A 26,163-nucleotide genomic window follows, 5' to 3' on the forward strand; every position below is an offset into this window, starting at 1 on the left:
GGCCAGGTGCGCCGATGTCCGCGCGGGGCCGGGAAGTCCCCGGATCCGGATTCGCGCCGGCCCGTCGGACCGTACCGGGGCCCGCTGATCCGACATACGAAATGCACCGGCGCGCCACCGCGCATTCACGCACCGCGGCGCGCCGACATGACCGCGGGAGAACGACTTCACGCCCAGGGAATCCGCCGGGCGGGCCGCTGCGCCCGCCCGGCGCACATCACTCCGCCAGAAGTTTTGTCTTCTGGGACTCGAACTCGGCATCGGTCAGAATGCCCTGCTTCTTCAGCTCGGCCAGCCGCTCCAGCCGGCTGATCAGATCGTCGACGGGCGGCTCGGCCACCTGCTGCTGGGCGGGCTGCGCCTGCTGCTGGGCGCCCGCCTGCTCGGCGTCGCTCTCGGCGAACTTCGCCTGTTGGTGCCGCTGGACGCGGCCGCCGACCGCGGAGGCGGTACCCGCGACAACCGCCGTACGCGCCACCGCCCCGAGCAGGCCGGGTCCGCGACGGTTCATTCCAGGTCCTCGAAAGATCGGCATGTCATAGGCCTTTCCAGTGCGGTGCCGAGCGGGATCAGCGTGCGGAAGCGGCGGCGGAGACAGCGGCCTCCGCGACTTCGGCGGGAATCCGCTCATGGGCGACGAGCTGACCGCCCGACGCACGGACCGCCTCGGTGAGCGGCAGCGCCCAGAGGTCCTCCCACACGATCAGCGCCGCGGAACTGCCCGGCGGCACGCTCTCACCCAGCGTCCTGATGTCGTCGCTGCTCAGCATGCCGCTCACCTCGCCCTCGACCGGCTCGAAGGAGACGAGGTCGCTGGGGTCGAGGTCCTCCAGTTCGACGATGTCGATCGCACCGTCCTCCGCCCGGTACACAAAGGTCAGGTCGATGATGCGCACCGCCTTGGACGCGACCGCTTCGGCCAGCGCCGGGGCGATGGCACCGGTGAACCGGCTGCCGGGGAAGGCGACGACGAGGTACTCCACAGGTCCCACAGCCACGGGCGTGTCCTCTCCGAAAGGATGAATTGCCAGCAGCATAACTTCGGACATTTATTGCTGCATTGTGGCAAATCCCCACCAGCCGGTGAAGCATCGGGACAGCGGCCACGGCTGCGGCACGCCGTCCGGTGACGGTAAGGGCCGACGCACACTCACCTCCGGGGCGCAGTGAACCGCAGGTGCCGTTCGACCGGCGGGTTACGCGACCGTACGTACCGGATCAAGTGCGCTCGGAGAGGGCAAGGTCACAGGTCGAGCCTCTGCTGCCCATCTGAGACCTGTCCTAGCATCTGGGCATGACGGTCCTGCCTGCCGACGGGCTTTCGTTGGCCGCCGAATTCCCTGATCCCGCCCACGAGCAGTGGCAGAGCCTTGTCGAAGGTGTGCTGCGCAAGTCGGGCAAGGATGTTTCGGGTTCGGCCGCCGAGAAAGCACTGTCCACCACGGTGGAGGACGGGCTCATCACCCGCCCCCTCTACACCTCGCGCGACGACGCGCCCGATGCCGGTCTCCCGGGCTTCGCCCCCTTCACCCGCGGCAGCACGCCGCAGGGCAGCACGGCGGGCGGCTGGGGCGTACGGCAGCGGCACGCGTCGACGGATCCCGTTCGGCTCAACGAGGCCTTGCTCGGTGATCTGGAGAACGGTGCCACCTCGTTGTGGCTGACCGTCGGAGGCGCCGGCGGTGTGCCGGTCTCCGGTCTGGCTCGGGCGCTGGAAGGCGTCCACCTCGATCTGGCACCGCTCGTACTCGAAGCCGGAGACGAACTCGACGCCGCTGCGACAGAGTTGCTCAGGCTCCACTCGGAGCGCGGCGTACCGGCGGATTCGGTACGCGGCAGCCTCGGCGCCGACCCGCTGGGGCAGGCTGCCCGCAGCGGCGGCGCGGCGGATCTGACGTCCGCCGTCCGCTGGGCCAAGCACTGCGCGGCGGGGTTCCCCGGGCTGCGGGCCCTGACCGTGGACGCGCTGCCGTACCACGAGGCCGGCGGGTCGGCCGCCCAGGAGCTGGGCAGTTCGCTGGCCACGGGCGTCGCCTATCTGCGGGCACTGACCGAGGCCGGGCTCGGTGTCGAAGAAGCCTGCACTCAGCTGGAGTTCCGGTACTCGGCCACCGCCGACCAGTTCCTGACGATCGCCAAGCTGCGGGCCGCGCGCCGGCTGTGGGCGCGGGTCGCCGAGGTCTGCGGGGCGCCGGAGGCCGGGGCGCAGCGCCAGCACGCGGTGACGTCGCCGGTGATGATGACCCGTCGCGACCCGTGGGTGAACATGCTGCGGACCACGCTGGCCTGTCTGGGCGCGGGGGTCGGCGGCGCGGACGCCGTGACCGTACTGCCCTTCGATCATGCGCTGGGCCTGCCGGACGCGTTCGCCCGGCGTATCGCCCGTAACACGTCGACGATCCTCCTGGAGGAGTCCCATCTGGCCCGGGTCATCGACCCGGCGGGCGGCTCCTGGTACGTGGAGCGGCTGACCGACGAACTGGCGGACGCCGCCTGGGCGTTCTTCCAGGAGATCGAGCGGGCGGGCGGTCAGGCCGCAGCGCTCGGCTCCGGCATGGTCGCGGAGCGCATCGCGGCCACCTGGGCCGCCCGCAGCAAGGATCTGGCGCGGCGCAAGGAGCCGATCACCGGCGTCAGTGAGTTCCCGCAACTCGCGGAGCGGACGGTGGAACGCGAGCCGCTGCCTCAGGCGGCGGCGCGGGGCGGCCTTCCGGTCGTCCGTCGCGACGAAGCCTTCGAGGCACTGCGTGCCCGTTCGGACGCCCATCTGGCGGCGACCGGCGCCCGGCCGCGGGTCTTCATCGCCGCGCTCGGGCCCGCCGCGGCACACACCGCGCGCGCCGCGTTCGCCGCGAACCTCTTCCAGGCGGGCGGCATCGAACCCGTCCACGAGCCGGTCCAGGTGGACGCCTCGTCGGCCGCCGCGGCGTTCGCGGCCTCGGGAACGGACGTCGTCTGCCTGTGTTCCAGTGACGCGCTCTACGCCGAACAGGCCGGCGAGGTCGCCGAGGCGCTCGTCTCGGCCGGTGCGCAGCGGGTGTACCTGGCCGGACGGCCCGGTACGTACACGGGTGTCGACGAGTACGTCTTCGCCGGATGTGACGTGGTGGCCGTGCTCTCTTCCGTTCTCGACCGTATGGGTGTGGCGTAATGCGGATCCCCGATTTCTCCGACATCGAGCTCGGGCCGGGCGCCGGCGCCGAGGTGACCGAGGACCAGTGGCGCACCGCGGTCAAGGAGTCCTCCGGAACCTCCGACGGCGACCTTCTGTGGGAGACCCCGGAGGGCATCGCGGTCAAGCCGCTGTACACCGGCCAGGACCTGGAGGGGATCGACTTCCTCGGTACGTACCCAGGGGTGGCACCGTATCTGCGCGGCCCGTACCCGACGATGTACGTCAACCAGCCCTGGACGATCCGGCAGTACGCAGGGTTCTCCACCGCCGAGGAGTCCAACGCCTTCTACCGCCGCAATCTCGCGGCCGGGCAGAAGGGTCTCTCGGTCGCCTTCGACCTGCCGACCCACCGCGGCTACGACAGCGACCACCCGCGGGTGACCGGTGACGTCGGCATGGCGGGCGTGGCGATCGACTCCATCTACGACATGCGCCAGCTGTTCGACGGCATCCCGCTCGACAAGATGTCGGTGTCGATGACGATGAACGGCGCGGTGCTGCCCGTCCTCGCGCTGTACATCGTGGCCGCCGAGGAACAGGGCGTTGCGCCCGAGAAGCTGGCCGGGACCATTCAGAACGACATTCTGAAGGAGTTCATGGTCCGCAACACCTACATCTATCCGCCGAAGCCCTCGATGCGGATCATCTCCGACATCTTCTCGTACACCTCGAGCAAGATGCCGCGCTACAACTCGATCTCCATCTCCGGCTACCACATCCAGGAAGCCGGAGCCACGGCCGACCTGGAGCTCGCCTACACCCTGGCCGACGGGGTGGAATACCTGCGGGCCGGACGCGACGCCGGACTCGACGTCGACGCGTTCGCACCACGGCTCTCCTTCTTCTGGGCGATCGGGATGAACTTCTTCATGGAGATCGCGAAGCTCCGGGCGGCCAGGCTGCTGTGGGCCAAGCTGGTCAAGGAGTTCGAACCGAAGAACCCCAAGTCCCTTTCCCTGCGCACCCATTCCCAGACCTCCGGATGGTCCCTGACCGCGCAGGACGTGTTCAACAACGTCACCCGCACCTGCGTCGAGGCGATGGCCGCCACCCAGGGCCACACCCAGTCGCTGCACACCAACGCCCTGGACGAGGCCCTGGCGCTGCCCACCGACTTCTCGGCCCGCATCGCCCGCAACACTCAGCTGCTCCTCCAGCAGGAGTCCGGCACCGGACGGGTCATCGACCCGTGGGGCGGCAGCGCGTACGTGGAGAAGCTGACCTACGACCTGGCACGGCGGGCCTGGCAGCACATCGAGGAGGTCGAGGCCGCGGGCGGCATGGCCAAGGCCATCGACGCCGGCATCCCCAAGCTCCGCATCGAGGAGGCGGCGGCGCGCACCCAGGCCCGCATCGACTCCGGACGCCAGCCCGTCATCGGCGTCAACAAGTACCGCGTCGAGACCGACGAGAAGATCGACGTACTCAAGGTCGACAACTCCTCGGTCCGCACCCAGCAGATCGAGAAGCTGCGACGGCTGCGCGAGGAACGCGACGAGCAGGCCTGCCAGGACGCGCTGCGCGCGCTGACGGCCGCGGCCGGGCGGGACCCGGGCCCCGGCCTGGACGGCAACCTGCTGGCCCTGGCCGTCGACGCGGCGCGCGCGATGGCGACCGTGGGCGAGATCTCGGACGCGCTGGAGAAGGTGTACGGACGGCACGCGGGCCAGATCCGTACGATCTCCGGTGTGTACCGCAACGAGGCAGGGGAGTCGCCGTCCGTGGACCGTACCCGCACGCTGGTCGACGCGTTCGAGGAGGCGGAGGGGCGGCGTCCGCGCATCCTGGTCGCCAAGATGGGCCAGGACGGGCACGACCGCGGCCAGAAGGTCATCGCGACGGCCTTTGCCGACCTGGGCTTCGACGTGGACGTCGGCCCGCTGTTCCAGACTCCGGGCGAGGTCGCCCGGCAGGCGGTCGAGGCGGACGTGCACATCGTGGGCGTCTCCTCCCTGGCCGCCGGCCACCTCACGCTCGTACCGGCGCTCCGCGCGGAGCTCGCGGCCGAGGGCCGTGAGGACATCATGATCGTGGTGGGCGGGGTGATCCCGCCGCAGGACATCGACGCGCTGCACGAGGCCGGTGCGGCTGCCGTGTTCCCGCCGGGAACGGTGATCCCGGACGCCGCCCACGATCTGGTGACGCGGCTGGGCGCCTCGCTCGGTCACGAGCTGTGAGCCGCTGAACCGATGGCTCCGAAAATCGATCTCGACAGCTATGTGAAGGGGGTACTCGACGGGAAGCGGGCGCACATCGCGCGCGCCATCACCCTCGTCGAGTCCACCCGGCCTGATCACCGGGCGCTTGCGCAGCAGTTGCTGCGCGAACTGCTGCCGCACTCGGGCAACGCCCGGCGCATCGGCATCAGCGGTGTGCCCGGGGTCGGCAAGTCCACGTTCATCGACGCCCTCGGCACGATGCTCACCGGGCTCGGGCACCGGGTCGCGGTGCTCGCCGTGGATCCGTCCTCAAGCCGCACCGGCGGCTCCATCCTGGGCGACAAGACCAGGATGGAGCGGCTCGCGGTGGACCCGGCCGCTTTCGTGCGCCCCTCCCCCACCGCCGGAACCTTGGGCGGCGTGGCGAAGGCGACCCGGGAGTCCGTCGTGGTGATGGAGGCGGCGGGCTACGACGTGGTGCTGGTGGAGACGGTCGGCGTCGGCCAGTCGGAGACGGCGGTCGCCAATATGGTCGACACCTTTCTCCTGCTGACGCTGGCCCGCACCGGTGACCAGCTCCAGGGCATCAAGAAGGGGGTGCTGGAGCTGGCGGACGCCATCGCGGTGAACAAGGCCGACGGCCCGCATGAGCGCGATGCCCGCTCCGCCGCACGTGAACTCGCGGGCGCACTGCGGCTGATGCACCCCGTGGACGCGGCCTGGACTCCGCCGGTGCTGACCTGCAGCGCCCGGGAGTCCAGCGGTCTGGACACCTTGTGGGAGCGGCTTGAGCAGCACCGTGAACTGCTCGAATCGACGGGCCGGCTCGCGGCCAAGCGGAGTGAGCAGCAGGTCGACTGGACCTGGACCATGGTGCGGGACGACCTGTTGGACAGCCTGCGCAGCCATCCCGGGGTGCGCGCGCTCGCGCCGGATCTCGAACTGCGCGTACGTGAGGGCACGTTGCCCGCCACGCTGGCCGCCGAGCAGATCCTGGAGGTGTTCCGGGGACTGGGCACGGCGGCCGGGCGTGACGAGGGACCGGGCCCGGCCTGATCCGGACGACGGACTCTAGTGCCGCGTCCGTCAAGGTTTGCCCGCACAGGAGCGGCGTCAGGTGCGTGCTCTCGGCGTGCCGGCCGGAAGCCCTCGTACTGGATGTACCTGGGCTTCCGGCCAGTGCGGCGAGAGTGCGTGCATGGCGTCGCGACGGGGCGAACCTTGGCTGCGCGGCACTAGAGGTCGAGCTGGTACTCGAACGAGCGGTGCGTCGCCTCGTACCCGAATGCGTCGTTGATGCTCCGCATGTACGTGTTGCTGTCGGCGGTGTCCGCGAGCAGGCCGACCAGGTCCGGGTGGCGCTCCCGGGCCCGCAGGATGGATGCGGCCTTCATCCAGCGTGCGAGGCCGTGGCCCCGGTGCTCGGGAAGTACGCCCGTCCCGTAGTGCTGTCCGTCGCCCTGCCCGTCGCCCGGTACGACGAGTTCGGTGAAGCCCGCGATGGTTCCGTCGGTCTCGTCGACGGCGGCGACGGTGTGGAGGCGGTCGCCGCGGTCCTCGACGGCCCGTGCCACGGCCATGACCCGGTCGATGTCCCATGCGACGGTGCCGTAGTCGGTGTCGTCCATGGGCATGTCGTCCATGGCGCGGCGCGACGCGGCGAACGTCTGCGCCAGTGGACCGGGGACGGTGCCGTCCCAGGACTCCAGCCGGTAGCCCGGATGCGGCTCCCGGGCGACGGCGGTCAGGGCGGAGGTGTCCACCGCCCCCAGTGACAGCCGGGCATAGGTGAGGGTGAGGACCCTGCGCAGTCCCCTGGCCCGCAGGAAGCCGTCTCCCGGGGTTCCTGCCCGGGTCTGCGCGACGACGGAGCGACGGCCGTGCTCCCTGGCGGCCAGGACGGCCGCTTCGAGCAGCCGGGAGCCGGTGCCCCGGCGGCGCTCCGCGGGGTGCACATGGATTTCCAGTTCGGCGAGGTGGTCCTGCCCCTCCCGGGTGAAAACCCGGAGGAACGCCGATCCGACGGGCACTCCCGCCTCGTCGGACGCCAGCCACGCGAGGCGGTGGTCGTTGGCTCCGCGGTCGGGGTCAGTCAGGGCGGTGAGGTGTATCGGCAAGGTGACTCCGGAGTCGGGAGAGGGACGACCCGGAGTACGAAACCACCCCCGCTCCCCTGCCGCAACGAGTTGACCGCCCCACATCCACCATCGGCGCCCGACATCCGTGCTACATTGCAACGGATACATGTGCATGCCTCTCATTCAGGCTCCGGTATCGATTCACCTTCATCACGCTGATGCGCCTGGCCTTCAGACCGGCGATCCAGCTTCATCGCATTGATTCCCTCAGTCCGGTCCGGGCTCTCGCCCACCGGCCTTTCCTGCCCGTCGTCCGGGGCGTGAGATCTCCGCCCCCGTCTCAGCCGGGCCCCTTCATTCGCATGTCCGCGAAAGGACCACCCCGCATGACCACCACACTCGAACACCCCGTATCCACCACCGCCCGGCCCGCGGCCACCACCGCCGTCGGCGGCATCCTCGACATCGCACAGCAGGGGCACGGCTCCCTGCGCTCCACCGGCGGCCACCCCGCCCCCGGGGACGTACAGGTCCCCGCCGCACTCATCCGCAGGTACGGCCTGCGCAAGGGTGATGTCGTCGAGGGCGCCTGCGAGCGGCCCCGCGCTCTGAGCGCCGTCGCGCGGGTCAACGGGCTGCCCCCTCAGTCGCTGCGCGGCCGCCCGCACTTCCGCGACCTCACCCCGCTCCACCCCCGGCAGCGGCTGCACCTGGAGACTCCGTCGGGCGGCGCCTCCACGCGCATCGTCGATCTCGTCGCCCCGATCGGCAAGGGGCAGCGCGGGCTGATCGTCGCACCGCCCAGGACCGGAAAGACGGTTCTCCTCCAGCAGATCGCGGCGGCCGTCGCCGAGAACCACCCCGAGTCCCATCTGATGGTGGTGCTCCTCGACGAACGGCCCGAGGAGGTCACCGACATGCGCCGCTCGGTACGCGGCGAGGTCTACGCCTCGACCTTCGACCGGCCCGCCAAGGAACACATCGCCCTCGCGGAACTCGCACTCCAGCGCGCCAAGCGCCTCGTCGAGCAGGGCCGGGACGTCGTCATGCTGCTGGACTCGCTCACCCGGCTCTGCCGGGCCCACAACAACGCCGCCGGCAACGGCGGACGCACCCTCAGCGGTGGCGTGGACGCCGCCGCGCTGCTCGGCCCCAAGCGGCTCTTCGGCGCCGCCCGCCTCACCGAGGAGGGCGGTTCCCTGACCATTCTGGCCACGGCGCTCGTCGACACCGGTTCCCGGGCCGACGAGTACTTCTTCGAGGAGCTGAAGGGCACCGGCAACATGGAACTCCGGCTCGACCGCTCACTGGCCGAGAAGCGCATCCACCCGGCGGTGAACATCGCCGCCTCCGGCACCCGCCGCGACGAACTCCTCGTTCCGGCCGACGAGTTGGCCGCCGTCCGAGGACTGCGGCGGGCCCTGCACTCCAGGGACGCCCAGACCTCCCTCGAAACGCTGCTGGACCGGATCCGGAACACCGGCGACAACGCCGCGTTCCTCCGCCTGATCCGCACCACCGTGCCGTCGGCCTGACGGGTCGCGTTGCCGGATCACTTCATCCGGGCGTTCAGCGAGGCCGTGTGCTCACGGACCTGCTCCGGGGTGAGGTAGCTGTCCGTGTACTCGAAGTCCCGCAGTGTCGCGGGCTTGCGTGACTGGAACCCGGTCCGGACGAAGTCGTCGCCCGCCGCCGCGTTGATCAGCCAGTTGGTCATGACGCGCGCCTTGGCCACGTTGGTCCGCAGCGCCGACCAGTGGTAGCCGCGGGCCACGGCCTGGGCCGTGATCCCGTGCATCTCGATGCCGAGCGGCTTGGAGACGGCGTCCTTGCCGCCGAGGTCCACGACGAGCCCGAGGTCCTTGTGCACGTACGGCCGCAGCGGCTGGTGCCGGAGCGTCGCCAGCAGGTTGTCGGCGAGCCTGCGCCCCTGACGCATCGCGTGCTGGGCGGTCGGCGGGCAGACCGCGCCGTCGCCCTTGACCAGATCCGGCACGGCCGCCACGTCCCCGAGCGCGAACATGCCGTCGTAGCCGGGCAGGCTCATCTCGGGGGTCACCGCCAGCCTGCCACGTACCGTCTCCGCGTCGAAGGTGGTGACGAGCGGGCTCGCGGTGACACCGGCCGTCCAGATCAGTGTGCGGCAGGGCAGTACCCGGCCGTCGGTGAACGTCACCGTTTCGGCGCCCGCCTCGGCGACGGAGACACCGAGCGACACCTCGATGCCGCGTTCCCGCAGGACCTTCAGCGCGCTCTCGCCCAGCTTGTCGCCCAGCTCGGGCATCAGCTTCGGAGCGATGTCGATCAGATGCCACTTGATCAGCTTCGGGTCGAGCCGGGGATAGTGCCTGACCGCGTTGCTGGTGAGCCGTTGCAGACAGGCGGCCGTCTCGGTGCCCGCGTATCCTCCGCCGACCACCACGAACTGCAGGCGGGAGGCTCGCTCCTCCTCGTCGCTGCTGGCGTCCGCGAGGTCGAGCTGGGCGATCACGTGGTCACGTACGTACGCCGCCTCGGCCAGCGTCTTCATGCCGCGGGCGTTGTCGAGCAGTCCGGGAATGTCGAAGGTACGGGTGACGCTTCCCGGGCTGAGCACGATGTAGTCGTACGGCTCGTGGACGACCTCGTCGGTGATCTTGCGGATGACGCAGATCTTCGCCTTCGGGTCCACTCCGATGGCCCCGCCGGGAATGATGCGCGTGCGGTGCCGGCTGCTCCGTCGCAGTGACACCGCGACGGACTGCGGGGTGAGGACGCCGGAGGCGACCTGCGGCAGCAGAGGCAGGTAGAGCTGGTACGAGAACGGTGCGACGAGCGCGATGTCCGCTTCGCCCGGGCGGAGCCCGCGCTCCAGACGGCGTACGCACTCGACCCCGGCAAATCCGGCTCCGACAACGAGAATCCTGGGTCGTGCCACAGTGTTCGTCCCTTCTCGGGGTCTGCACGGTCGTCCGTTCGCCTGCCCCGTCACACGCGCCCGTCACCCCTCATCTTTACGAGACGGGCGCGAGTCCGCCTGCTGGGGCGGCAGAACGGACGACCTCGGCGGGTCATCTGGCCAGGTAGGCCGCGACCGTGCAGGCCCCGCCGGCGGTACCCGCGCAGACCACCGCGGTGGCGACACAGCGCGTTCTGAGCCTGCGGTAGCACTCGTCGTACTCGCCGCGCAGTTCGGCGGCGCGGGCCGAGACGCGTACCAGCATCGCCCGCGAGGCGGCTGCCCGGTCGGCCGTGTAGACCCGCTCCACGTCCTCGCGCTGGGCCGTCGTGAGCCATGGCAGCTCGTCGGTGAAGCGGCGGGCGTGCCGGCGCGCCTCCCCGACCTCGGCATTCCACAGCAGGTAGCCCTCCATCTGGGCCAGGCCGCGGGCGCTGTCCTTTTCGGGATCGGGACCCATCCGTCTCTCCTCTCCCCCGGCCCTCCTGCTCACGCCTGCCTGTCCCCCGGCGCCACCGTCGCGGACTGGTCACCGCGGTTGGCGGCCTCGTCGAGCTCACGCACGGACGGGTGGTGCAGGTCGAACGCCGGGGATTCGGAACGGATCCGGGGCAGCGTGAGGAAGTTGTGCCGCGGCGGCGGGCAGGAGGTCGCCCACTCCAGCGAACGGCCGTAGCCCCACGGGTCGTCGACCTCGACGTTCTTGCCGTACTTGGCGGTCTTCCACACGTTGTAGAGGAACGGCAGCATCGACAGGCCGAGCAGGAACGAGGAGATCGTCGAGATCGTGTTCAGCGCGGTGAATCCGTCCGCGGCCAGGTAGTCCGCGTAACGCCGCGGCATGCCTTCCGCCCCCAGCCAGTGCTGCACGAGGAACGTGCCGTGGAAGCCGACGAACAGCGTCCAGAAGGTGATCTTGCCGAGCCGCTCGTCCAGCATCTTGCCGGTGAACTTCGGCCACCAGAAATGGAATCCGGCGAACATGGCGAACACCACGGTGCCGAAGACGACGTAGTGGAAATGCGCGACCACGAAGTACGAGTCCGAGACGTGGAAGTCCATCGGCGGCGAGGCCAGGATGACGCCGGTCAGACCGCCGAAAAGGAATGTGACGAGGAAGCCGATGGACCAGAGCATCGGTGTCTCGAAGGACAGCGAGCCCTTCCACATCGTGCCGATCCAGTTGAAGAACTTCACCCCGGTGGGCACCGCGATGAGGAACGTCATGAAGGAGAAGAACGGCAGCAGCACACCGCCGGTGACGTACATGTGGTGCGCCCACACCGTCACCGAGAGACCGGCGATCGAGATCGTCGCGGCCACCAGGCCGATGTATCCGAAGATCGGTTTGCGGCTGAAGACGGGGATGATCTCACTGACGATCCCGAAGAACGGGAGCGCGATGATGTACACCTCCGGGTGGCCGAAGAACCAGAAGAGGTGCTGCCAGAGCAGCGCGCCGCCGTTGGTCGCGTCGAAGACGTGGGCACCGAACTTCCGGTCCGCCTCCAGGGCCAGGAGCGCCGCGGCGAGCACCGGGAAGGCCAGCAGGACCAGGACACCGGTCAGCAGGACGTTCCAGACGAAGATCGGCATGCGGAACATCGTCATGCCGGGAGCGCGCATGCAGATGATCGTGGTGATGAAGTTGACCGAGCCGAGGATCGTGCCGAAGCCGGAGAAGGCCAGACCCATGATCCACATGTCTCCGCCGACCCCGGGCGAGCGAATGGCGTCCGTCAGTGGGGAGTAGGCGAACCAGCCGAAGTCGGCCGCGCCGTTCGGAGTGAGGAAGCCGGCCACCACGAGGAGCGAGCCGAAGAGGTACAGCCAGTACGCGAACATGTTCAGCCGCGGGAACGCCACGTCGGGCGCGCCGATCTGCAACGGCATGATCCAGTTGGTGAATCCGGCGAACAGCGGCGTCGCGAACATCAGCAGCATGATCGTGCCGTGGATGGTGAACGCCTGGTTGAACTGCTCGTTCGACACGAGCTGCGTGCCCGGACGCGCCAGCTCGGCACGCATGACGAGCGCGAGCACGCCACCGAGGAGGAAGAACGCGAACGACGTGACCAGGTACAGCGAGCCGATCGTCTTGTGGTCAGTGGTGGTCAGCCACGTGATGACGACGTTTCCCGGCTCCTTGCTGTGTACCGGAAGCTCGTTGGCGTACGACTCCTCTTCGTCCGTCGGCTCTGCTGTGCCCGTCGTCGTCACTGGGACGCTCCTTCGGTTGTCATCCGCGGGTGGAATGCGCACCCGGCGTGGCGCCGCTTCCAGCGGGTGGGCCGAACGGCCCTCCCCGCGCGTCGCGCGTGTTTCCGGTTGCAGCAAACCAGTCACGGCCCCGCCGAAGGCGGCCCGGCGCCCGCCACGGCTCCAACTTCACTCGTCAGGGCGTCCGCCGGGGCCCCGGCGGACGAGCCGGCCGGTACTGCGGGGAGCGGTGCCGAAAACAGCTCCGCCCCGGATCGACGGAAAGTCGGCCGGGGCGGAACAGCAACAGGGCTGTACGGGCTGCGGGGGCAGAGGTGCGGGCCCCTGTCCCCTCGCCCTGCCTACATCAGGCGAGGCTCGCGATCGCCTGGTTGAACGTCGCCGACGGGCGCATGACGGCCTCGGCCTTGGCCGGGTCGGGCTGGTAGTAGCCGCCGATGTCGACCGGCTTGCCCTGGACCGCGACCAGTTCGCCGACGATGGTCTGCTCCTGCTCGGCCAGCGTCTTGGCGAGCGGGGCGAACGCCGTCGCGAGCTCGGCGTCGGCGCTCTGCTGCGCCAGCTCCTGGGCCCAGTACAGGGACAGGTAGAAGTGGCTGCCGCGGTTGTCGATCCCGCCGAGCTTGCGGCTCGGGGACTTGTCCTCGTTGAGGAACGTGGCGGTCGCACGGTCCAGCGTGTCGGCGAGGACCTGGGCGCGCGCGTTGTCCGTGGTCTGCGCGAGGTGCTCGAAGCTGACCGCGAGGGCGAGGAACTCGCCCAGGCTGTCCCAGCGCAGGTAGTCCTCCTTGACGAGCTGCTGGACGTGCTTGGGCGCGGAGCCGCCGGCGCCCGTCTCGAACAGACCGCCACCGTTCATCAGCGGCACGACGGAGAGCATCTTCGCGCTGGTGCCGAGTTCCAGGATCGGGAACAGGTCGGTGAGGTAGTCACGCAGCACGTTGCCGGTCACCGAGATGGTGTCCTCACCGCGGCGGATGCGCTCCAGGGAGAAGGCGGTGGCCTTCTCCGGGGTCAGGATCTCGATCTGGAGACCATCGGTGTCGTGGTCGGCCAGGTAGGTCTTGACCTTGGTGATGAGCTGCGCGTCGTGGGCGCGGTCCTCGTCGAGCCAGAACACGGCCGGGTTGCCGGTCGCGCGGGCGCGGGTGACGGCGAGCTTGACCCAGTCCTGGATCGGCAGGTCCTTGGTCTGGCACATCCGGAAGATGTCACCGGCGCCGACGGCCTGCTCCAGGACGGTGGTGCCGGCGGTGTCGACGACCCGCACCGTGCCCGTGACGGGGATCTCGAAGGTCTTGTCGTGGCTGCCGTACTCCTCGGCCTTCTGCGCCATCAGACCGACGTTGGGCACCGAGCCCATGGTGGACGGGTCGAAGGCGCCGTTCGCACGGCAGTCGTCGATCACGACCTGGTAGACACCGGCGTAGCTGCTGTCCGGGAGGACGGCGACGGTGTCGGCCTCCTGGCCGTCCGGGCCCCACATGTGGCCGGAGGTGCGGATCATGGCCGGCATGGAGGCGTCCACGATGACGTCGCTGGGGACGTGAAGGTTGGTGATGCCCTTGTCGGAGTCGACCATCGCCAGGGCGGGGCCCTCGGCGAGCTCGGCCTCGAAGGAGGCCTTGATCTCGGCACCGACGTGAGGCACCGAGTCGAGACCCTTGAGGATCCCGCCGAGGCCGTCGTTCGGGGTCAGGCCCGCGGCGGCGAGGACGTCGCCGTACTTGGCGAAGGTGTTCGGGAAGAAGGCGCGGACCACGTGGCCGAAGATGATCGGGTCGGAGACCTTCATCATCGTGGCCTTGAGGTGCACGGAGAACAGGACGTCCTCGGACTTGGCCCGGGCGATCTGCGCGGTGAAGAACTCACGCAGCGCGGCGACACGCATGACGGCGGCGTCCACGACCTCGCCGGCGAGCACGGGTACGGACTCGCGCAGCACCGTGGTCGTGCCGTCGTCGCCCACGAGCTCGATGCGCAGCGAGCCGGGCTCGGCGATCACGGCGGACTTCTCGGTCGAGCGGAAGTCGTCGACGCCCATGGTGGCGACGTTCGTCTTCGAGTCGGCAGACCAGGCGCCCATGCGGTGCGGGTGGTTCTTGGCGTAGTTCTTGACCGACGCGGGGGCACGGCGGTCGGAGTTGCCCTCGCGCAGGACGGGGTTGACCGCGCTGCCCTTGACCTTGTCGTAGCGGGCGCGGACGTCCTTGTCCTCGTCGCTCTGCGGGTCGTCCGGGTAGTCCGGAAGGGCGTAACCCTGCTCCTGCAGCTCGGCGATCGCGGCCTTCAGCTGCGGGATCGAGGCCGAGATGTTGGGCAGCTTGATGATGTTCGCACCGGGAGTGGTGGCCAGCGCGCCCAGCTCGGCAAGAGCGTCGTCGATGCGCTGGCTCTCCTGGAGGCGCTCGGGGAAACTGGCGATGATCCGGCCCGCCAGGGAGATGTCACGGCTCTCCACGGTGACCCCGGCCTTCGAGGCATAGGCCTCGACCACGGGCAGGAACGAATACGTCGCCAGGGCCGGGGCCTCGTCGGTGTGTGTATAGATGATGGTCGAGTCAGTCACCCTGTGCTCCGCTCCACGTCTGCAACATTGCTTGACATCAAGATATCTCGTGATCGCCCGTGTCTCGACAGGGCCCTGCCCCCACACGGTTTTGCGGTGGGCCCGTCGGCCTGGCAGCGTGCGGCGGCATGAGCACCGACAGCGAGCACGAGACGGCGGACGCGGCACTGGCGCAGGCGGTGCACCTGCGCGAGCAGAAGACCGCGCAGGCGCACGAGGAGCTGGTGACACTGGCGGCGCGCCGTCCGCACGATGCCGCCATCGCCTACCAGGCCGCCTGGTCGCACGATTCCCTCGGCCTCGAGGCTCAGGCCGTGCCGTTCTACGAGCGTGCACTGGACGGAGCGGGCCTTCCGGCGCAGGACCGCCACGGAGCCTTCCTCGGTCTCGGCAGCACGCTGCGGGTGCTGGGCCGCTACGAGGAGGCGCGCGAGGTACTCGGGCGGGGCCTGGGCGAGTTCGCCCAGGATGCCGCACTGCGGACGTTCCTGGCCATGACGCTGTACAACCTGGGCGAGTCCCGCGAAGCCGTACGGACGCTCCTGCTGGTGTCGGCCGCCACCAGCGAGGATCCGCAGGTCCGCGCGTACCGTCCGGCGATCGAGTACTACGCCGATCATCTCGACGAGACGGAGTAGGGCCGCTCAGGGCCGGTGCCGCGGGGGGACCCGTTCGCCCTCCGGCACCGGACCGGGCGGGGTGCCGTCGCCGAACGGGCGGCCGCCGAGCTGCTCGCGGTGGTGCGGGGTCAGGAACCCCGACAGGTCGGGCCCGACGGGCACGATGCCGGTGGGATTGATGCCCGTGTGGACGCGGTAGTAGTGCTGCTTGATGTGGTGGAAGTCGACGGTGTCCCCGAACCCGGGGGTCTGGTAGAGGTCCCTGGTGTATGCCCACAGGACCGGGTCCTCGGCCAGTTTCGAGCGGTTGCACTTGAAGTGGCCGTGGTAGACGGGATCGAAGCGCACCAGCGTGGTGAAGAGGCGGATGTCTGCCTCGGTGATCGTGTCGCCGACGAGGTAGCGCCGGTCCGCCAGTCGTTCCGACACCTGGTCCATGCGGTGGAAGAGTGCCTCGTAGGCGCTCTCGTACGTGCTCTGGCCGTCCGCGAATCCGGCCCGGTACACGCCGTTGTTGACGTCGCGGTAGACCCCTTCCATCACCTCGTCGATCTCGTCGCGCAGCGGCTCCGGGTAGAGGTCGGGCGCCCCGGGGCGGTGCAGCGCTGTCCATTCGGTGGCGAAGTCCAGGGTGATCTGCTGGTAGTCGTTGGTGACCAGCCTGCCGCTGGTGACGTCGACGATCGCGGGGACGCTGACGCCGCCGGGGTAGCCGCGCTCCCTGGCGTCGTACGCCTCGCTCAGGTAACGGATCCCGAGTACCGGGTCCCGGCCGTCCGGGTCCAGGGTGAAGCGCCAGCTCCGGTCGTCCTGCAACGGGTCGGCGACGGCGAGCGAGAGGGCGCTCTCCAGGCCCAGCAGCCTGCGGGAGACCAGGGCGCGGCTCGCCCAGGGGCAGGCGCGGCTGACGACCAGGCGGTAGCGGCCGGCCTCGACCGGCCAGCCGTCGCGGCCGTCGGCGGTGATGCGGTCGGCGAAATGACTCCGGGACCGTTTGAAGGGCCTGTGTCCGTACGAACGGTTGCCGTCCTGCGCGGTGCCGTCGGGGTCCTTCATCGCGTCTCCTCAGAGGCCGCCGGGGATGATTCGGACTGTTGTGTACGGCTTCTGCCCCGCCGCGCCCCGCCCACGTCGGCCAGTGCCACGACGAGTCCGGCGATCACGAAGGCGACGGAGACGATGAGTCCGTGGTCGTAGGCGGTGGACCAGGCGGCGGAGCCCACCTGGGCGAAGAACACCGAACCCACGGCGGCGATCCCGATCGCGGAGCCGACCCGCTGGCCGGTCTGCAGGGTGCCGCCGGCGCTTCCGGCGGTGGCCACCGGCACCTGCGACAGGGTCAGGGTCTGGTTGGGTGCGATGACCAGACCGCTGCCCAGTCCGGCCAGCAGCAGCGGGGCGGCCATCGCCCATCCGGCGCCCCTTCCGGGCACCAGGTGGACGGCGAGCGCGGTGGCCGCCAGCCCCACCGCGACTGTGGCCATGCCCAGGACGACGAGGGGGCGCCCGTACCGGCCGACCATTCTGCCGCCGGGGCCCGCGGCGACTGCGGAGCCCAGGGCGAACGGGGTGATCGCGAGACCCGCCTGCAGGGCGGTGTAGTGCAGCCCGCTCTGCAGGTAGAGCGTGGTGATGAAGAAGATCGAGGTGAATCCGGCGAAGTACAGCAGGATCAGCAGACAGCCCAGCCAGTAGGAGCGGACGCGGAAGAGCCGGAGGTCGACGACCGGCTGCGTACCGCGGCGCCCGCACCGGGATTCCCAGGCCACGAACGCGGCGAGCAGTACCGCGGCGACGGCCAGGAGCAGCCACTTCCCGTTGCCCGGCCACTGATGGGCCTGGACGAACGGCAGCAGCAGGGCCAGCACCCCCGCTCCCAGCAGCAGGATCCCGAGGGGGTCGAGGTCCCGCAGCCGCACCGGGCCCGCGGAGGGGGTGTCCGGCAGCAGCTTCCGCGCCAGCAGGAGGCAGACGAGCCCGAGCGGCAGGTTGACGTAGAACACCCAGCGCCATCCCTCCTCGGCCCCGGCCGCCTGGATGAGCAGTCCGCCCAGCAGCGGGCCGACCGCGGTGGAGATGCCGACCACCGTGCCGAACATGCCGAAAGCCCGGCCCCGCTCCCGCCCCGAGAACATCTGCTGGATCAGGGCGGAGATCTGCGGCGAGACCAGACCGCCGGCCAGCCCTTGGACCAGTCGGGCGATCACCAGCCAGGTGCTGGACTGGGCGGCGCCGCAAGCGGCGGACGACAGGGTGAAGAGCACCAGCCCGGCCATGAAGACCTCGCGGCGCCCACGGGCGTCGCCGAGGCGCCCGGCGGGAATCAGGAAGAGACCGAATGCGAGCGAGTACCCCGAGAGCACCCACTGCAGGTCGGACTCCGGAGTGTGCAGCCCTTCCTTGATGGACGGCAGGGCCACGTTGACGATGGACACGTCCAGGAGGGTCATGAAGCCCGCCACCAGACAGACCGCGAGCGCCTTCCACCGCCGGGGGTCGGGGGTCTCCGGTGCGGCGGCGGAGCCCGCATCCCGCCCCGCAGAACCCCGGTACCCCGCGCTCTCTGCCATGGCTCGCACACTAGGTCGCACGCCCCGATTCCTCATCCCGGCAGGGCCACCCGGCCCACCGGTCGAGTGACAATCTGGCATCTGCCAGCATTTGCCATGTTTACGGTTGCATTTGCGGCTTGAATGGCTCTAGTCTGCGGCATATGCAGACCTATACCATCGGGCAGGCCGCCCGCCTGCTGGGCGTCAGCCCGGACACCGCGCGGCGCTGGGCGGATGCCGGCCGCGTCGCCACCCATCGCGAGGAAGGCGGTCGCCGACTCATCGACGGCCGCGACCTGGCCGCGTTCTCCGTCGAGGTCGCACAGAACGGCGCGGGCGAGGAGGAGGTCTCCTACACCTCCGCGCGTAACGCCTTTCCGGGCATCGTCACCGCGGTCAAGCTCGGGGACGTGGCGGCGCAGGTGGAGATCCAGGCCGGTCCGCACCGGCTCGTGTCACTGCTGACCCGGGAGGCCGTCGAGGAGCTCGGGCTGGAGGTGGGCATGACGGCGACCGCCCGCGTGAAGTCGACCAGCGTGCACATCGACCGGACCTGACACACCCACCCGTCCGGCCCGCGGTCCGCCGCCGCAGGTGCGCCGCGGGCGACGGGCCCGTCCGCCCAGGCGCTTCCGACAGCCGGCGGGGCCTCGCGGACGCGCGCCCGAACCGCCGATCCGGGACCCTCAGGTTCCGCAGCAGCCGCCGGCCGGGGACTCCGCCGCCCCTTCGGTGGGGCCGGCCTGAGCGAAGCCGGCGATCTGCACCAGCGCCGGAACGGGAGCGGCGCAGCAGCCACCGTCGTCGGCCTGGCTTGCGGCCGGGGCGTCGAAAAGTCCGGCGCCGCCGCAGACCCCGGTTTCGGGGAGGGTGAGTTCGACGCGGTCGGCGGCCTCGGTGTCGCCGGCGAGGGCGGCGGTGACGGAGCGGACCTGCTCGTAGCCGGTCATGGCGAGGAAGGTGGGGGCGCGGCCGTAGGACTTCATACCGACCAGGTAGATGCCCTGTTCGGGGTGGGCCAGTTCGCGGTGGCCGTGCGGGTAGACGGTGCCGCAGGAGTGCTGGTTCGGGTCGATGAGCGGGGCGAGCTCCACCGGTGCCTGGAGGCGCTCGTCCAGGGCGAGGCGGAGTTCGGACAGGAAGGACAGGTCGGGGCGCAGGCCCGTCAGGACGATGACCTCGTCCACGGGGTCGAGGCGCCGGCCGTCCTCGCCGACCAGGACCAGGCGGTCGTCGTCGGTGGGCTCGATGACTTCGGTGCGGAATCCGGTGACGGCGTCGGCGTGCCCGTTGTCGACGGCGGCCTTGGCCGCCAGACCCAGGGCGCCGCGGGCGGGGAGCTGGTCGGCGGAGCCGCCGCCGAAGGTGGAGCCGCTGATGCCGCGGCGCAGGATCCACACGGAGTGGGTGCCGGGTGCACCCTTCGCCACGTCGGCGAGGGCGGCCAGGGCGGTGAAGGCGGAGGCGCCGGAGCCGATGACCGCGGTGCGCCTGCCCGCGTACCGGGCGCGGACGGCCGGGTCCTTGAGGTCGGGGATGCGGTAGGAGATGCGGGCGGAGGCGGCGCGTTCACCCAGGGCGGGGAGCCCGTCGGCGCCGATCGGGCCCGGGGTGGACCAGGTGCCGGAGGCGTCGATCACGGCCCGGCCCAGGATGCGCTCCTCGGTGCCGTCGGCGCGCGTGACGCGGAGGGTGAAGGGCTGCTGTTCCCGGTCGGCGTCGACGATCCGGTCACGGCCGAGGCGGGAGACGCCGGTGACGGTGGCGCCGTAGCGGACCTTGTCGCCGAGGACGTCGGCGAGAGGCTGAAGGTAGTGCTCGGCCCAGTCACCGCCCGTGGGATACACGTCTGCCTCGGGCCGAGCCCATCCAGTGGGTGCCAGGAGCTTCTCGGCGGCCGGGTCGACGAGCTCGCTCCAGGTCGAGAACAGCCGCACGTGCGACCAGCCGCGCACCGCGGTGGCGGCGGTAGGGCCGGTCTCCAGGACCAGCGGCTCGAGGCCACGCTCGACGAGGTGCGCGGCGGCCGCCAGCCCGGCGGGGCCGGCGCCGATGACGACAACCGGAAGGTCTGCAGTGGTGGTCATGGCGTTGATGTCCTCCGGGATGGGCGACCGCTCCCGGCCGCTGTTTCGATTGCTGTCTATATCCAAAGGTTGCCACTGGTATCGATGAGTGTCAACATAGACATATGTCGAATTCACGGATGGTGGAGTTGCCGGTGCTGGATGCCGGAACGGTGGTGCCGTGCTGCCCGCCGATCACCGCGGGGGAGCTGTCGCAGGGCGACGCGGAGAAGATGGCCGCAATGTTCAAGGCGCTGTCCGACCCGGTGCGGCTGCGCCTGTTCTCCAAGGTCGCCTCGCACGCGGGTGGCGAGGCGTGCGTGTGCGACATCTCCGATGTCGGCGTCTCCCAGCCGACCGTCTCCCACCACCTGAAGAAGCTGCGCGAGGCCGGGCTGCTGACCTCGGAACGACGCGGGACCTGGGTCTACTACCGGGTCACCCCGTCCGTGGTGGCGGGCATGTCCGCCATGCTCGATCTGCGTACCTGAAGTCGCGCCGATGCCCCGTCCCCCCGCACGCACTGCGGGGGGACGGGGCATCGGTGCAAATTCAGCCGTCCCGCCCCGCCGTGACGGGTGACACGAACCTGTTGCGCCAGGCCAGCGCGACGTACACCAGCCCGATGAGCACCGGGACCTCGATCAGCGGGCCGACGACACCCGACAGCGCCTGGCCGGACGTGACGCCGAAGGTGGCGATGGCGACGGCGATGGCCAGCTCGAAGTTGTTGCCCGCCGCGGTGAAGGCCAGGGTCGTGGTGCGGGCATAGGCCAGCCCCAGGGCCTTGCCGAGCAGGAAGGACCCGAAGAACATGATCGCGAAGTACACCAGCAGCGGCAGCGCGATGCGTACGACGTCCAGCGGCTGCGAGGTGATCGTCTCCCCCTGCAGGGCGAACAGGATGACGATCGTGAACAGCAGCCCGTACAGCGCCCACGGCCCGATCCTCGGGAGGAACTCTGCCTCGTAGGACTCGCGGCCCATCCTCTTCTCGCCGATGCGACGGGTGAGGAATCCGGCGAGCAGCGGGACGCCGAGGAAGACGACGACGTTCAGCGCGATGTGCCAGACGGGCACGTCGAGGCCCTGCCCGTCACCGAGGCCCAGCCACCGAGGCAGCAGGTCGAGGTAGAACCAGCCCAGTACACCGAACGCGATCACCTGGAACACGGAGTTCAGCGCGACCAGTACTGCCGCCGCTTCGCGGTCACCGCAGGCCAGGTCGTTCCAGATGATGACCATGGCGATGCAGCGGGCGAGGCCGACGATGATCAGCCCGGTGCGGTACTCGGGCAGATCGGGAAGAAAGGCCCACGCCAGGGCGAACATCACCGCCGGCCCGATGATCCAGTTGATGACCAGCGAGGACACCATCAGCTTCCGGTCGCCGGTGACGGCATCGAGGCGGTCGTAGCGGACCTTGGCCAGCACCGGGTACATCATGACAAGCAGCCCGAGCGCGATCGGCAGGGAGATTCCGCCGACCTCGATCTTCGCCAGGGCGTCGCCCAGCCCCGGAACGAGGCGCCCAAGGCTCAGCCCGACAGCCATGGCCAGCAGGATCCACACCGCGAGAAAACGGTCGAGGGTGGAGAGCTTCCGGACGACGGACCCGCCCGCGGCGGGCCGGACCGGCGGGACAGGCCCGTCCGCGGCGGGCCGGACCGGCGGGACAGGCCCGTCCGCGGCGGGCCGGACCGGCGGGACAGCGGACTCGGTGGAGGTCACGGACAGGCCCTCTTGATTCCGTCGGCGGTCCTCGCCGACTCCGCGAGCGCGGCGAACTGCACGGAGAGCCCGGCAAGGACGTCGGGGCGCAGCTTGTAGTAGGTGAAGCGACCACACGGCTCGGTCTCCACCACACCGGCCTCCCGCAACACCTTCATGTGGTTCGAGAGATTGGTCTGCTTCGCACCGGTCTCCTCGACCAGGTGCGTCGTGCAGAGCGTCTCGCTCGCGAGCAGGGTCACGATCCGAAGGCGGAGCGGATCGCTCAGCACTCGCATCAGATCAGCATCGACTGAAGTCAGCATGCACCGATATTGTCACATCACTGCTCACTGATACCAGCAGAGGCTGATCCGTCGACGGCTGGTTCCGTCACGCGACGAGGGAGCACGATCACCATGGCCGAGACCGGCGGCAAGCCGTCCGTCCTGTTCGTCTGCGTACACAACGCCGGCCGTTCCCAGATGGCCGCGGCCTGGCTGGCTCATCTGGCCGGAGACCGTGTCGAGGTCCGCTCCGCCGGCTCGGCACCGGGCACTCGCGTCAATGCCGCCGCCGTCGAGGCGATGGCGGAGGCCGGGATCGACATCTCGACCGAGACCCCGAAGGTCCTGACGGCCGACGCGGTCCGGGAGTCGGACGTGTGCGTCACGATGGGCTGCGGCGACACCTGCCCCGTCTTCCCCGGCAAGCGCTACCTCGACTGGAAACTGGACGACCCGGCCGGCTTGGGAGTCGAGGCCGTGCGCACCGTCCGCGACGAGATCCGGGCGCTCGTCGAGAGCCTCATCGAGGAGATCGCCCCGGCCACCGGAGCCTGACGGCGCGCACGCGGCGGGGCGGGGCGTCGGACGACCGGTCGCCGGCCCGCATGGCGCCGCGCGGCATCCCGTCCCTCAGGCCGCGCCCTTCTTGGCCGCACCGAGGATCTTCACCACGGTGTGGAAGAAGCGCGTCGTCGCGTCGTGGCCCAGGACGCGCTCCTGGAAGCCCTTCGCGGCGGGCGCCCTGCCCTTGATCAGATACCAGACGACGAAGGCGTCGTACCCGGTGCTGCCGATGATCTCCATGTCCTTCTTCGGAGAGAGCATCGGCAGAGAGAGCTCCGGATCGATCCGCTCGGTCGTGAACACCACGCAGCAGCGCAGGTCGTCGGTGACCGTGACGCCCTTGAACGGGTCGAGCGCGATCAGCGCCTCCAGTTCCGGCACCGTTCGCAGACAGACCGCGACCTCGTAGCCGAGTTCCCGTTCGAGGTGCTCACCGATCCGGGCGCCGAGCACGGCCCGGTCCGTCTCGTCGGACTCGAAGAAGACGTTGCCGCTCTGGATGTAGCTGCGTACCGAGTCGAATCCCATGTCGGTGAACAGACCCCGCAGATACTCCATCTTCACCGAGCGGCCCGGCACGTTCATCCCGCGCAGGAACGCGATGTACAGCAAATCAGATCACCTGTCCGCAAGGAGATGTGCGCAAGAGGAGTGGAGCCACGACCGGCGTGCGACAGAGTAGCCCGTGCACCACTTGACGGGGGAACAGCAGGTCCGCGCGCCCCGGCGGATTCGCCGGCGGGTCATGCGACCTCGCCCGACAGCCCCCCGGCGGGCGACGACTTCGCGATCCCGGTCACCGTACCCGCCATCGCGATGCACAGCACGGCGATGCCGATGACGACGAGGACCGCGGTGACTCCGACACCGGCCGCGGCCGCCGTGGCAGCGGCCGCGCCCAGTGGCCCCAGGGCCGAGTGGAGGGTCCAGAACGTGGAGGTGACCCGTCCCAGCAGCCGGCTCGGAGTCACCTCCTGACGCAGCGACATGGAGGAAATTCCGGCGACACCGGTGCACATGACGTTGACCGTCATCAGGACGGCGATCACCGGCACGCTCCGCGAAAGCCCCATGCAGGCGACGGCCACGCCTGCCAGCGCGAAGGCCGTGATCCAGCTCGCCCCGAACCCCATTCGCGCACGGACCCGGGCGACCACGGCGGAGGCGATGAACGTGCCGACCGTGCCGGCCGCCAGCACGTAGCCGACCGTGGTGTCGCGGTGGCCGAGATCGTGCTTCAGCAGATAGATGACGAGGTCCGTCATCCCGTACGTGAGAAAGGTCAGCAGCGACAGCAGCACGGTCAGCGGCCGGAGCACCGGATGCGCCCAGAGGAACCGCGCTCCTGCCAGGAACTCCCGCCGCACCGCGCCGTGTCCGGCCCGGTCGGCATCGACGCGCGGGGTCGTGCGGATCCTGACGAACAGTACGCCGACAGCCGAGACCATGAAGGTCACGGAATCGATGCCGATGGCGGCGGCCGGGCCGGCGGCCGCGGCCACGAAGCCCGCCAGTGCCGGGCCGGCGACCCCGGCGACGGCGAACGTGGCGAAGAGATGTCCGTTGGCTCTCGCGATCTGGTCCGGCGCGACGATGGCCGGGACCACGGTCACGTAGGTGACCTGGAAGAGCATGGAGAAGACGCCGACGACCGGCACGATGGTGTAGATCAGCCAGATCGGCGTCGCGAACAGCCAGACCAGTGGGATGAGTGCGTAGAGCAGACAGCGGGCCCCGTCGCTGATCATCAGAAGCCGCCTGCGATCGAACCGGTCCGCGATCACACCGGCGAACACGCCCGTGACGATCGACGCGACTCCCGTGAGGCCGGTGACGACCCCCATCTGGACCACCGACCCCGTGCTGTGCAGCACCAGAAGCGGAATCGCCACGTACGAGAAGGAGTCCCCGAGGGCGGACAGGGCCTGGATCACCAGGAACATGCGATAGGCGGGGTTTCGCCGGAGTGAAGGAGCAACGGCTTCACCCGCCGCCGGCTCCATCTGCGACGGTTCACCTGTACCCACTGCGCACCCTCCTCGGTCCGGTCCGGCCTCGACGGTATGTGCCAGGGAGGTGAGAGTGCCCGTCATTTTCCAGCCGCACCGGGGACATCGCGAGAGAGCGGACGCATGCGGTTCTTCGCACGGGACCTCCGGCGTCCTACGGTGGTGGTCCAGCGTCGACAGCCTTCCTGGGAGATTCCGTTGCGCATGCTGATCAACGTCCCCGAAACCGTGGTCGCCGACGGGTTGCGCGGCATGGCCGCCGCCCATCCCGAACTGACCGTCGACGTCGAGAACCGTGTCGTCGTACGACGCGACGCCCCCGTGGCCGGAAAGGTCGCCCTGGTCTCCGGCGGCGGGTCCGGGCACGAGCCGCTCCACGCCGGGTTCGTCGGCCCCGGCATGCTGTCGGCCGCGTGCCCGGGCGAGGTGTTCACGTCGCCCGTACCGGATCAGATGGTACGGGCCGCCGCCGCCGTCGACAGCGGTGCGGGCGTCCTGTTCGTCGTGAAGAACTACACCGGTGACGTACTCAACTTCGAGATGGCCGCCGAACTCGCCGACGAGGAAGGGGTGCGGGTCGCCCAGGTGCTCGTGAATGACGATGTGGCGGTGACCGACAGCCTCTTCACGGCAGGGCGACGGGGCACGGGAGCGACCCTGTTCGTCGAGAAGATCGCCGGGGCGGCGGCGGAGGAGGGCGCCCCGCTGGACCGGGTGGCGGCCATCGCGCGGCAGGTCAACGACGCGTCGCGGAGTTTCGGTGTGGCCCTGACCTCGGTCACCACGCCCGCCAAGGGCTCCCCCACGTTCGATCTGCCGCCCGGCGAACTCGAACTCGGAGTGGGGATCCACGGCGAGCCGGGACGGGAACGGCGTCCGATGATGACGTCGCGGGAGATCGCCGACTTCGCGGTGGACGCGGTGCTGGAGGACCTGCGGCCGCAGGGGCCGGTCATCGCGCTCGTCAACGGGATGGGCGCGACACCGCTGCTGGAGCTGTACGGATTCAACGCCGAGGTACAGCGGGTGCTCTCCGAGCGCGGCGTGGTGGTGGCCCGTACGCTCGTGGGGAACTACGTGACCTCGCTCGACATGGCGGGCTGTTCGGTGACGCTCTGCCAGGTGGACGAGGAGCTGGTACGGCTCTGGGACGCCCCGGTGCAGACTCCCGCACTGCGCTGGGGCCGCTGACCGCCCGTCCCCCGCGCGGGCCCGC

The 26,163-nt window shown here is 70.0% G+C and carries 23 protein-coding genes; 9 read left to right on the forward strand and 14 right to left on the reverse strand.

The window, feature by feature from the left end; genetic code table 11:
- Positions 1-217: 217 nt before the first annotated feature.
- Entirely contained in the window at positions 218-511 is a 294-nt protein-coding gene (locus tag ACIOEW_RS18490; protein ID WP_362545611.1) for an SHOCT domain-containing protein, read from the reverse strand.
- Positions 512-569: 58 nt separating this feature from the next.
- Positions 570-998, reverse strand: a complete 429-nt coding sequence (locus ACIOEW_RS18495) for a DUF6325 family protein (RefSeq protein ID WP_362545608.1) — start codon at positions 996-998, stop codon at positions 570-572.
- 296 nt (positions 999-1,294) lie between these two features.
- Between ACIOEW_RS18495 and mutA the strand changes: the two genes are divergently transcribed.
- From mutA to meaB, 3 genes are read left to right on the forward strand one after another with little or no spacing between them, the layout of a single operon-like run.
- Positions 1,295-3,151, forward strand: coding sequence for a methylmalonyl-CoA mutase small subunit (gene mutA / locus ACIOEW_RS18500; RefSeq protein ID WP_401964666.1), 1,857 nt, complete (start codon positions 1,295-1,297; stop codon positions 3,149-3,151).
- Positions 3,151-5,352 carry a methylmalonyl-CoA mutase gene (gene scpA, locus ACIOEW_RS18505; RefSeq protein WP_401964667.1) on the forward strand — a complete coding sequence of 734 codons (2,202 nt, stop codon included), beginning with the start codon at positions 3,151-3,153 and terminating at the stop codon, positions 5,350-5,352. Before mutA ends, scpA begins: the two co-directional genes overlap by 1 nt.
- 12 nt (positions 5,353-5,364) lie before the next feature.
- Positions 5,365-6,390 (forward strand): methylmalonyl Co-A mutase-associated GTPase MeaB, encoded by a 1,026-nt coding sequence (meaB, locus tag ACIOEW_RS18510; RefSeq protein WP_401964668.1) that lies wholly within the window; start codon positions 5,365-5,367, stop codon positions 6,388-6,390.
- Positions 6,391-6,569: 179 nt separating this feature from the next.
- Here meaB and ACIOEW_RS18515 read toward each other — a convergent pair whose 3' ends face one another.
- Positions 6,570-7,451 carry a GNAT family N-acetyltransferase gene (locus ACIOEW_RS18515; RefSeq protein ID WP_401964669.1) on the reverse strand — a complete coding sequence of 294 codons (882 nt, stop codon included), beginning with the start codon at positions 7,449-7,451 and terminating at the stop codon, positions 6,570-6,572.
- Positions 7,452-7,774: 323 nt separating this feature from the next.
- Here ACIOEW_RS18515 and rho point away from each other — a divergent pair, with 323 nt between their 5' ends.
- A complete protein-coding gene (rho, locus tag ACIOEW_RS18520) occupies positions 7,775-8,947 on the forward strand; it encodes a transcription termination factor Rho (protein WP_401964671.1) in 1,173 nt (390 codons plus the stop codon).
- 17 nt (positions 8,948-8,964) lie between these two features.
- On the opposite strand, the gene ACIOEW_RS18525 is transcribed toward rho, so the two are convergent.
- The 4 genes from ACIOEW_RS18525 to ACIOEW_RS18540 form a co-directional block, all read right to left on the reverse strand.
- Positions 8,965-10,329, reverse strand: coding sequence for an NAD(P)/FAD-dependent oxidoreductase (locus ACIOEW_RS18525; RefSeq protein WP_362545586.1), 1,365 nt, complete (start codon positions 10,327-10,329; stop codon positions 8,965-8,967).
- A 133-nt stretch (positions 10,330-10,462) separates the two neighbouring features.
- On the reverse strand, positions 10,463-10,810 hold the full coding sequence (locus ACIOEW_RS18530) for a hypothetical protein (protein WP_401964672.1): 348 nt from the start codon (positions 10,808-10,810) through the stop codon (positions 10,463-10,465).
- A 29-nt stretch (positions 10,811-10,839) separates the two neighbouring features.
- Entirely contained in the window at positions 10,840-12,570 is a 1,731-nt protein-coding gene (gene ctaD, locus ACIOEW_RS18535) for a cytochrome c oxidase subunit I (RefSeq protein ID WP_401964673.1), read from the reverse strand.
- Between the two features lie 346 nt (positions 12,571-12,916).
- Entirely contained in the window at positions 12,917-15,139 is a 2,223-nt protein-coding gene (locus tag ACIOEW_RS18540) for an NADP-dependent isocitrate dehydrogenase (protein WP_362545579.1), read from the reverse strand.
- Between the two features lie 128 nt (positions 15,140-15,267).
- On the opposite strand from ACIOEW_RS18540, the gene ACIOEW_RS18545 reads away from it, so the two are divergent.
- Positions 15,268-15,777 carry a tetratricopeptide repeat protein gene (locus ACIOEW_RS18545; protein WP_401964674.1) on the forward strand — a complete coding sequence of 170 codons (510 nt, stop codon included), beginning with the start codon at positions 15,268-15,270 and terminating at the stop codon, positions 15,775-15,777.
- Between the two features lie 6 nt (positions 15,778-15,783).
- Here the strand turns inward: ACIOEW_RS18545 and ACIOEW_RS18550 are convergent, their stop codons facing one another.
- Both ACIOEW_RS18550 and ACIOEW_RS18555 read right to left on the reverse strand, forming a co-directional pair.
- A complete protein-coding gene (locus tag ACIOEW_RS18550; protein ID WP_362545574.1) occupies positions 15,784-16,815 on the reverse strand; it encodes a glutathione S-transferase C-terminal domain-containing protein in 1,032 nt (343 codons plus the stop codon).
- Positions 16,812-18,329, reverse strand: a complete 1,518-nt coding sequence (locus tag ACIOEW_RS18555; protein WP_401964675.1) for an MFS transporter — start codon at positions 18,327-18,329, stop codon at positions 16,812-16,814. The genes ACIOEW_RS18550 and ACIOEW_RS18555 overlap by 4 nt, the downstream gene beginning before the upstream one ends.
- A gap of 143 nt (positions 18,330-18,472) precedes the next feature.
- On the opposite strand from ACIOEW_RS18555, the gene ACIOEW_RS18560 reads away from it, so the two are divergent.
- Positions 18,473-18,868, forward strand: coding sequence for a helix-turn-helix transcriptional regulator (locus tag ACIOEW_RS18560; RefSeq protein WP_362545569.1), 396 nt, complete (start codon positions 18,473-18,475; stop codon positions 18,866-18,868).
- Between the two features lie 129 nt (positions 18,869-18,997).
- On the opposite strand, the gene ACIOEW_RS18565 is transcribed toward ACIOEW_RS18560, so the two are convergent.
- Positions 18,998-20,398: an NAD(P)-binding domain-containing protein gene (locus ACIOEW_RS18565; RefSeq protein WP_401964676.1), complete on the reverse strand. Its 1,401-nt coding sequence runs from the start codon at positions 20,396-20,398 to the stop codon at positions 18,998-19,000.
- A 104-nt stretch (positions 20,399-20,502) separates the two neighbouring features.
- On the opposite strand from ACIOEW_RS18565, the gene ACIOEW_RS18570 reads away from it, so the two are divergent.
- The gene (locus ACIOEW_RS18570) at positions 20,503-20,868 is read left to right on the forward strand and encodes a metalloregulator ArsR/SmtB family transcription factor (RefSeq protein ID WP_362545566.1); all 366 of its coding nucleotides are present in this window, start codon (positions 20,503-20,505) and stop codon (positions 20,866-20,868) included.
- Between the two features lie 61 nt (positions 20,869-20,929).
- Here the strand turns inward: ACIOEW_RS18570 and arsB are convergent, their stop codons facing one another.
- On the reverse strand, positions 20,930-22,108 hold the full coding sequence (gene arsB, locus ACIOEW_RS18575; RefSeq protein WP_401964677.1) for an ACR3 family arsenite efflux transporter: 1,179 nt from the start codon (positions 22,106-22,108) through the stop codon (positions 20,930-20,932).
- Positions 22,105-22,413: a metalloregulator ArsR/SmtB family transcription factor gene (locus ACIOEW_RS18580; RefSeq protein WP_362545560.1), complete on the reverse strand. Its 309-nt coding sequence runs from the start codon at positions 22,411-22,413 to the stop codon at positions 22,105-22,107. Before ACIOEW_RS18580 ends, arsB begins: the two co-directional genes overlap by 4 nt.
- Positions 22,414-22,506: 93 nt before the next feature.
- Here ACIOEW_RS18580 and ACIOEW_RS18585 point away from each other — a divergent pair, with 93 nt between their 5' ends.
- Positions 22,507-22,929 carry an arsenate reductase ArsC gene (locus ACIOEW_RS18585; protein WP_362545557.1) on the forward strand — a complete coding sequence of 141 codons (423 nt, stop codon included), beginning with the start codon at positions 22,507-22,509 and terminating at the stop codon, positions 22,927-22,929.
- Between the two features lie 75 nt (positions 22,930-23,004).
- Here ACIOEW_RS18585 and ACIOEW_RS18590 read toward each other — a convergent pair whose 3' ends face one another.
- Together ACIOEW_RS18590 and ACIOEW_RS18595 are read right to left on the reverse strand one after the other, a co-directional pair.
- Positions 23,005-23,550 carry a DUF1697 domain-containing protein gene (locus ACIOEW_RS18590; RefSeq protein ID WP_401964678.1) on the reverse strand — a complete coding sequence of 182 codons (546 nt, stop codon included), beginning with the start codon at positions 23,548-23,550 and terminating at the stop codon, positions 23,005-23,007.
- A 131-nt stretch (positions 23,551-23,681) separates the two neighbouring features.
- Positions 23,682-24,965 (reverse strand): MFS transporter, encoded by a 1,284-nt coding sequence (locus tag ACIOEW_RS18595; protein WP_401964680.1) that lies wholly within the window; start codon positions 24,963-24,965, stop codon positions 23,682-23,684.
- 180 nt (positions 24,966-25,145) lie between these two features.
- Between ACIOEW_RS18595 and dhaK the strand changes: the two genes are divergently transcribed.
- A complete protein-coding gene (gene dhaK, locus ACIOEW_RS18600) occupies positions 25,146-26,138 on the forward strand; it encodes a dihydroxyacetone kinase subunit DhaK (protein ID WP_401964681.1) in 993 nt (330 codons plus the stop codon).
- Positions 26,139-26,163 lie beyond the last annotated feature (25 nt).

This window comes from Streptomyces sp. NPDC087901, from assembly GCF_044742205.1.
Taxonomy (GTDB): Bacteria; Actinomycetota; Actinomycetes; order Streptomycetales; family Streptomycetaceae; genus Streptomyces.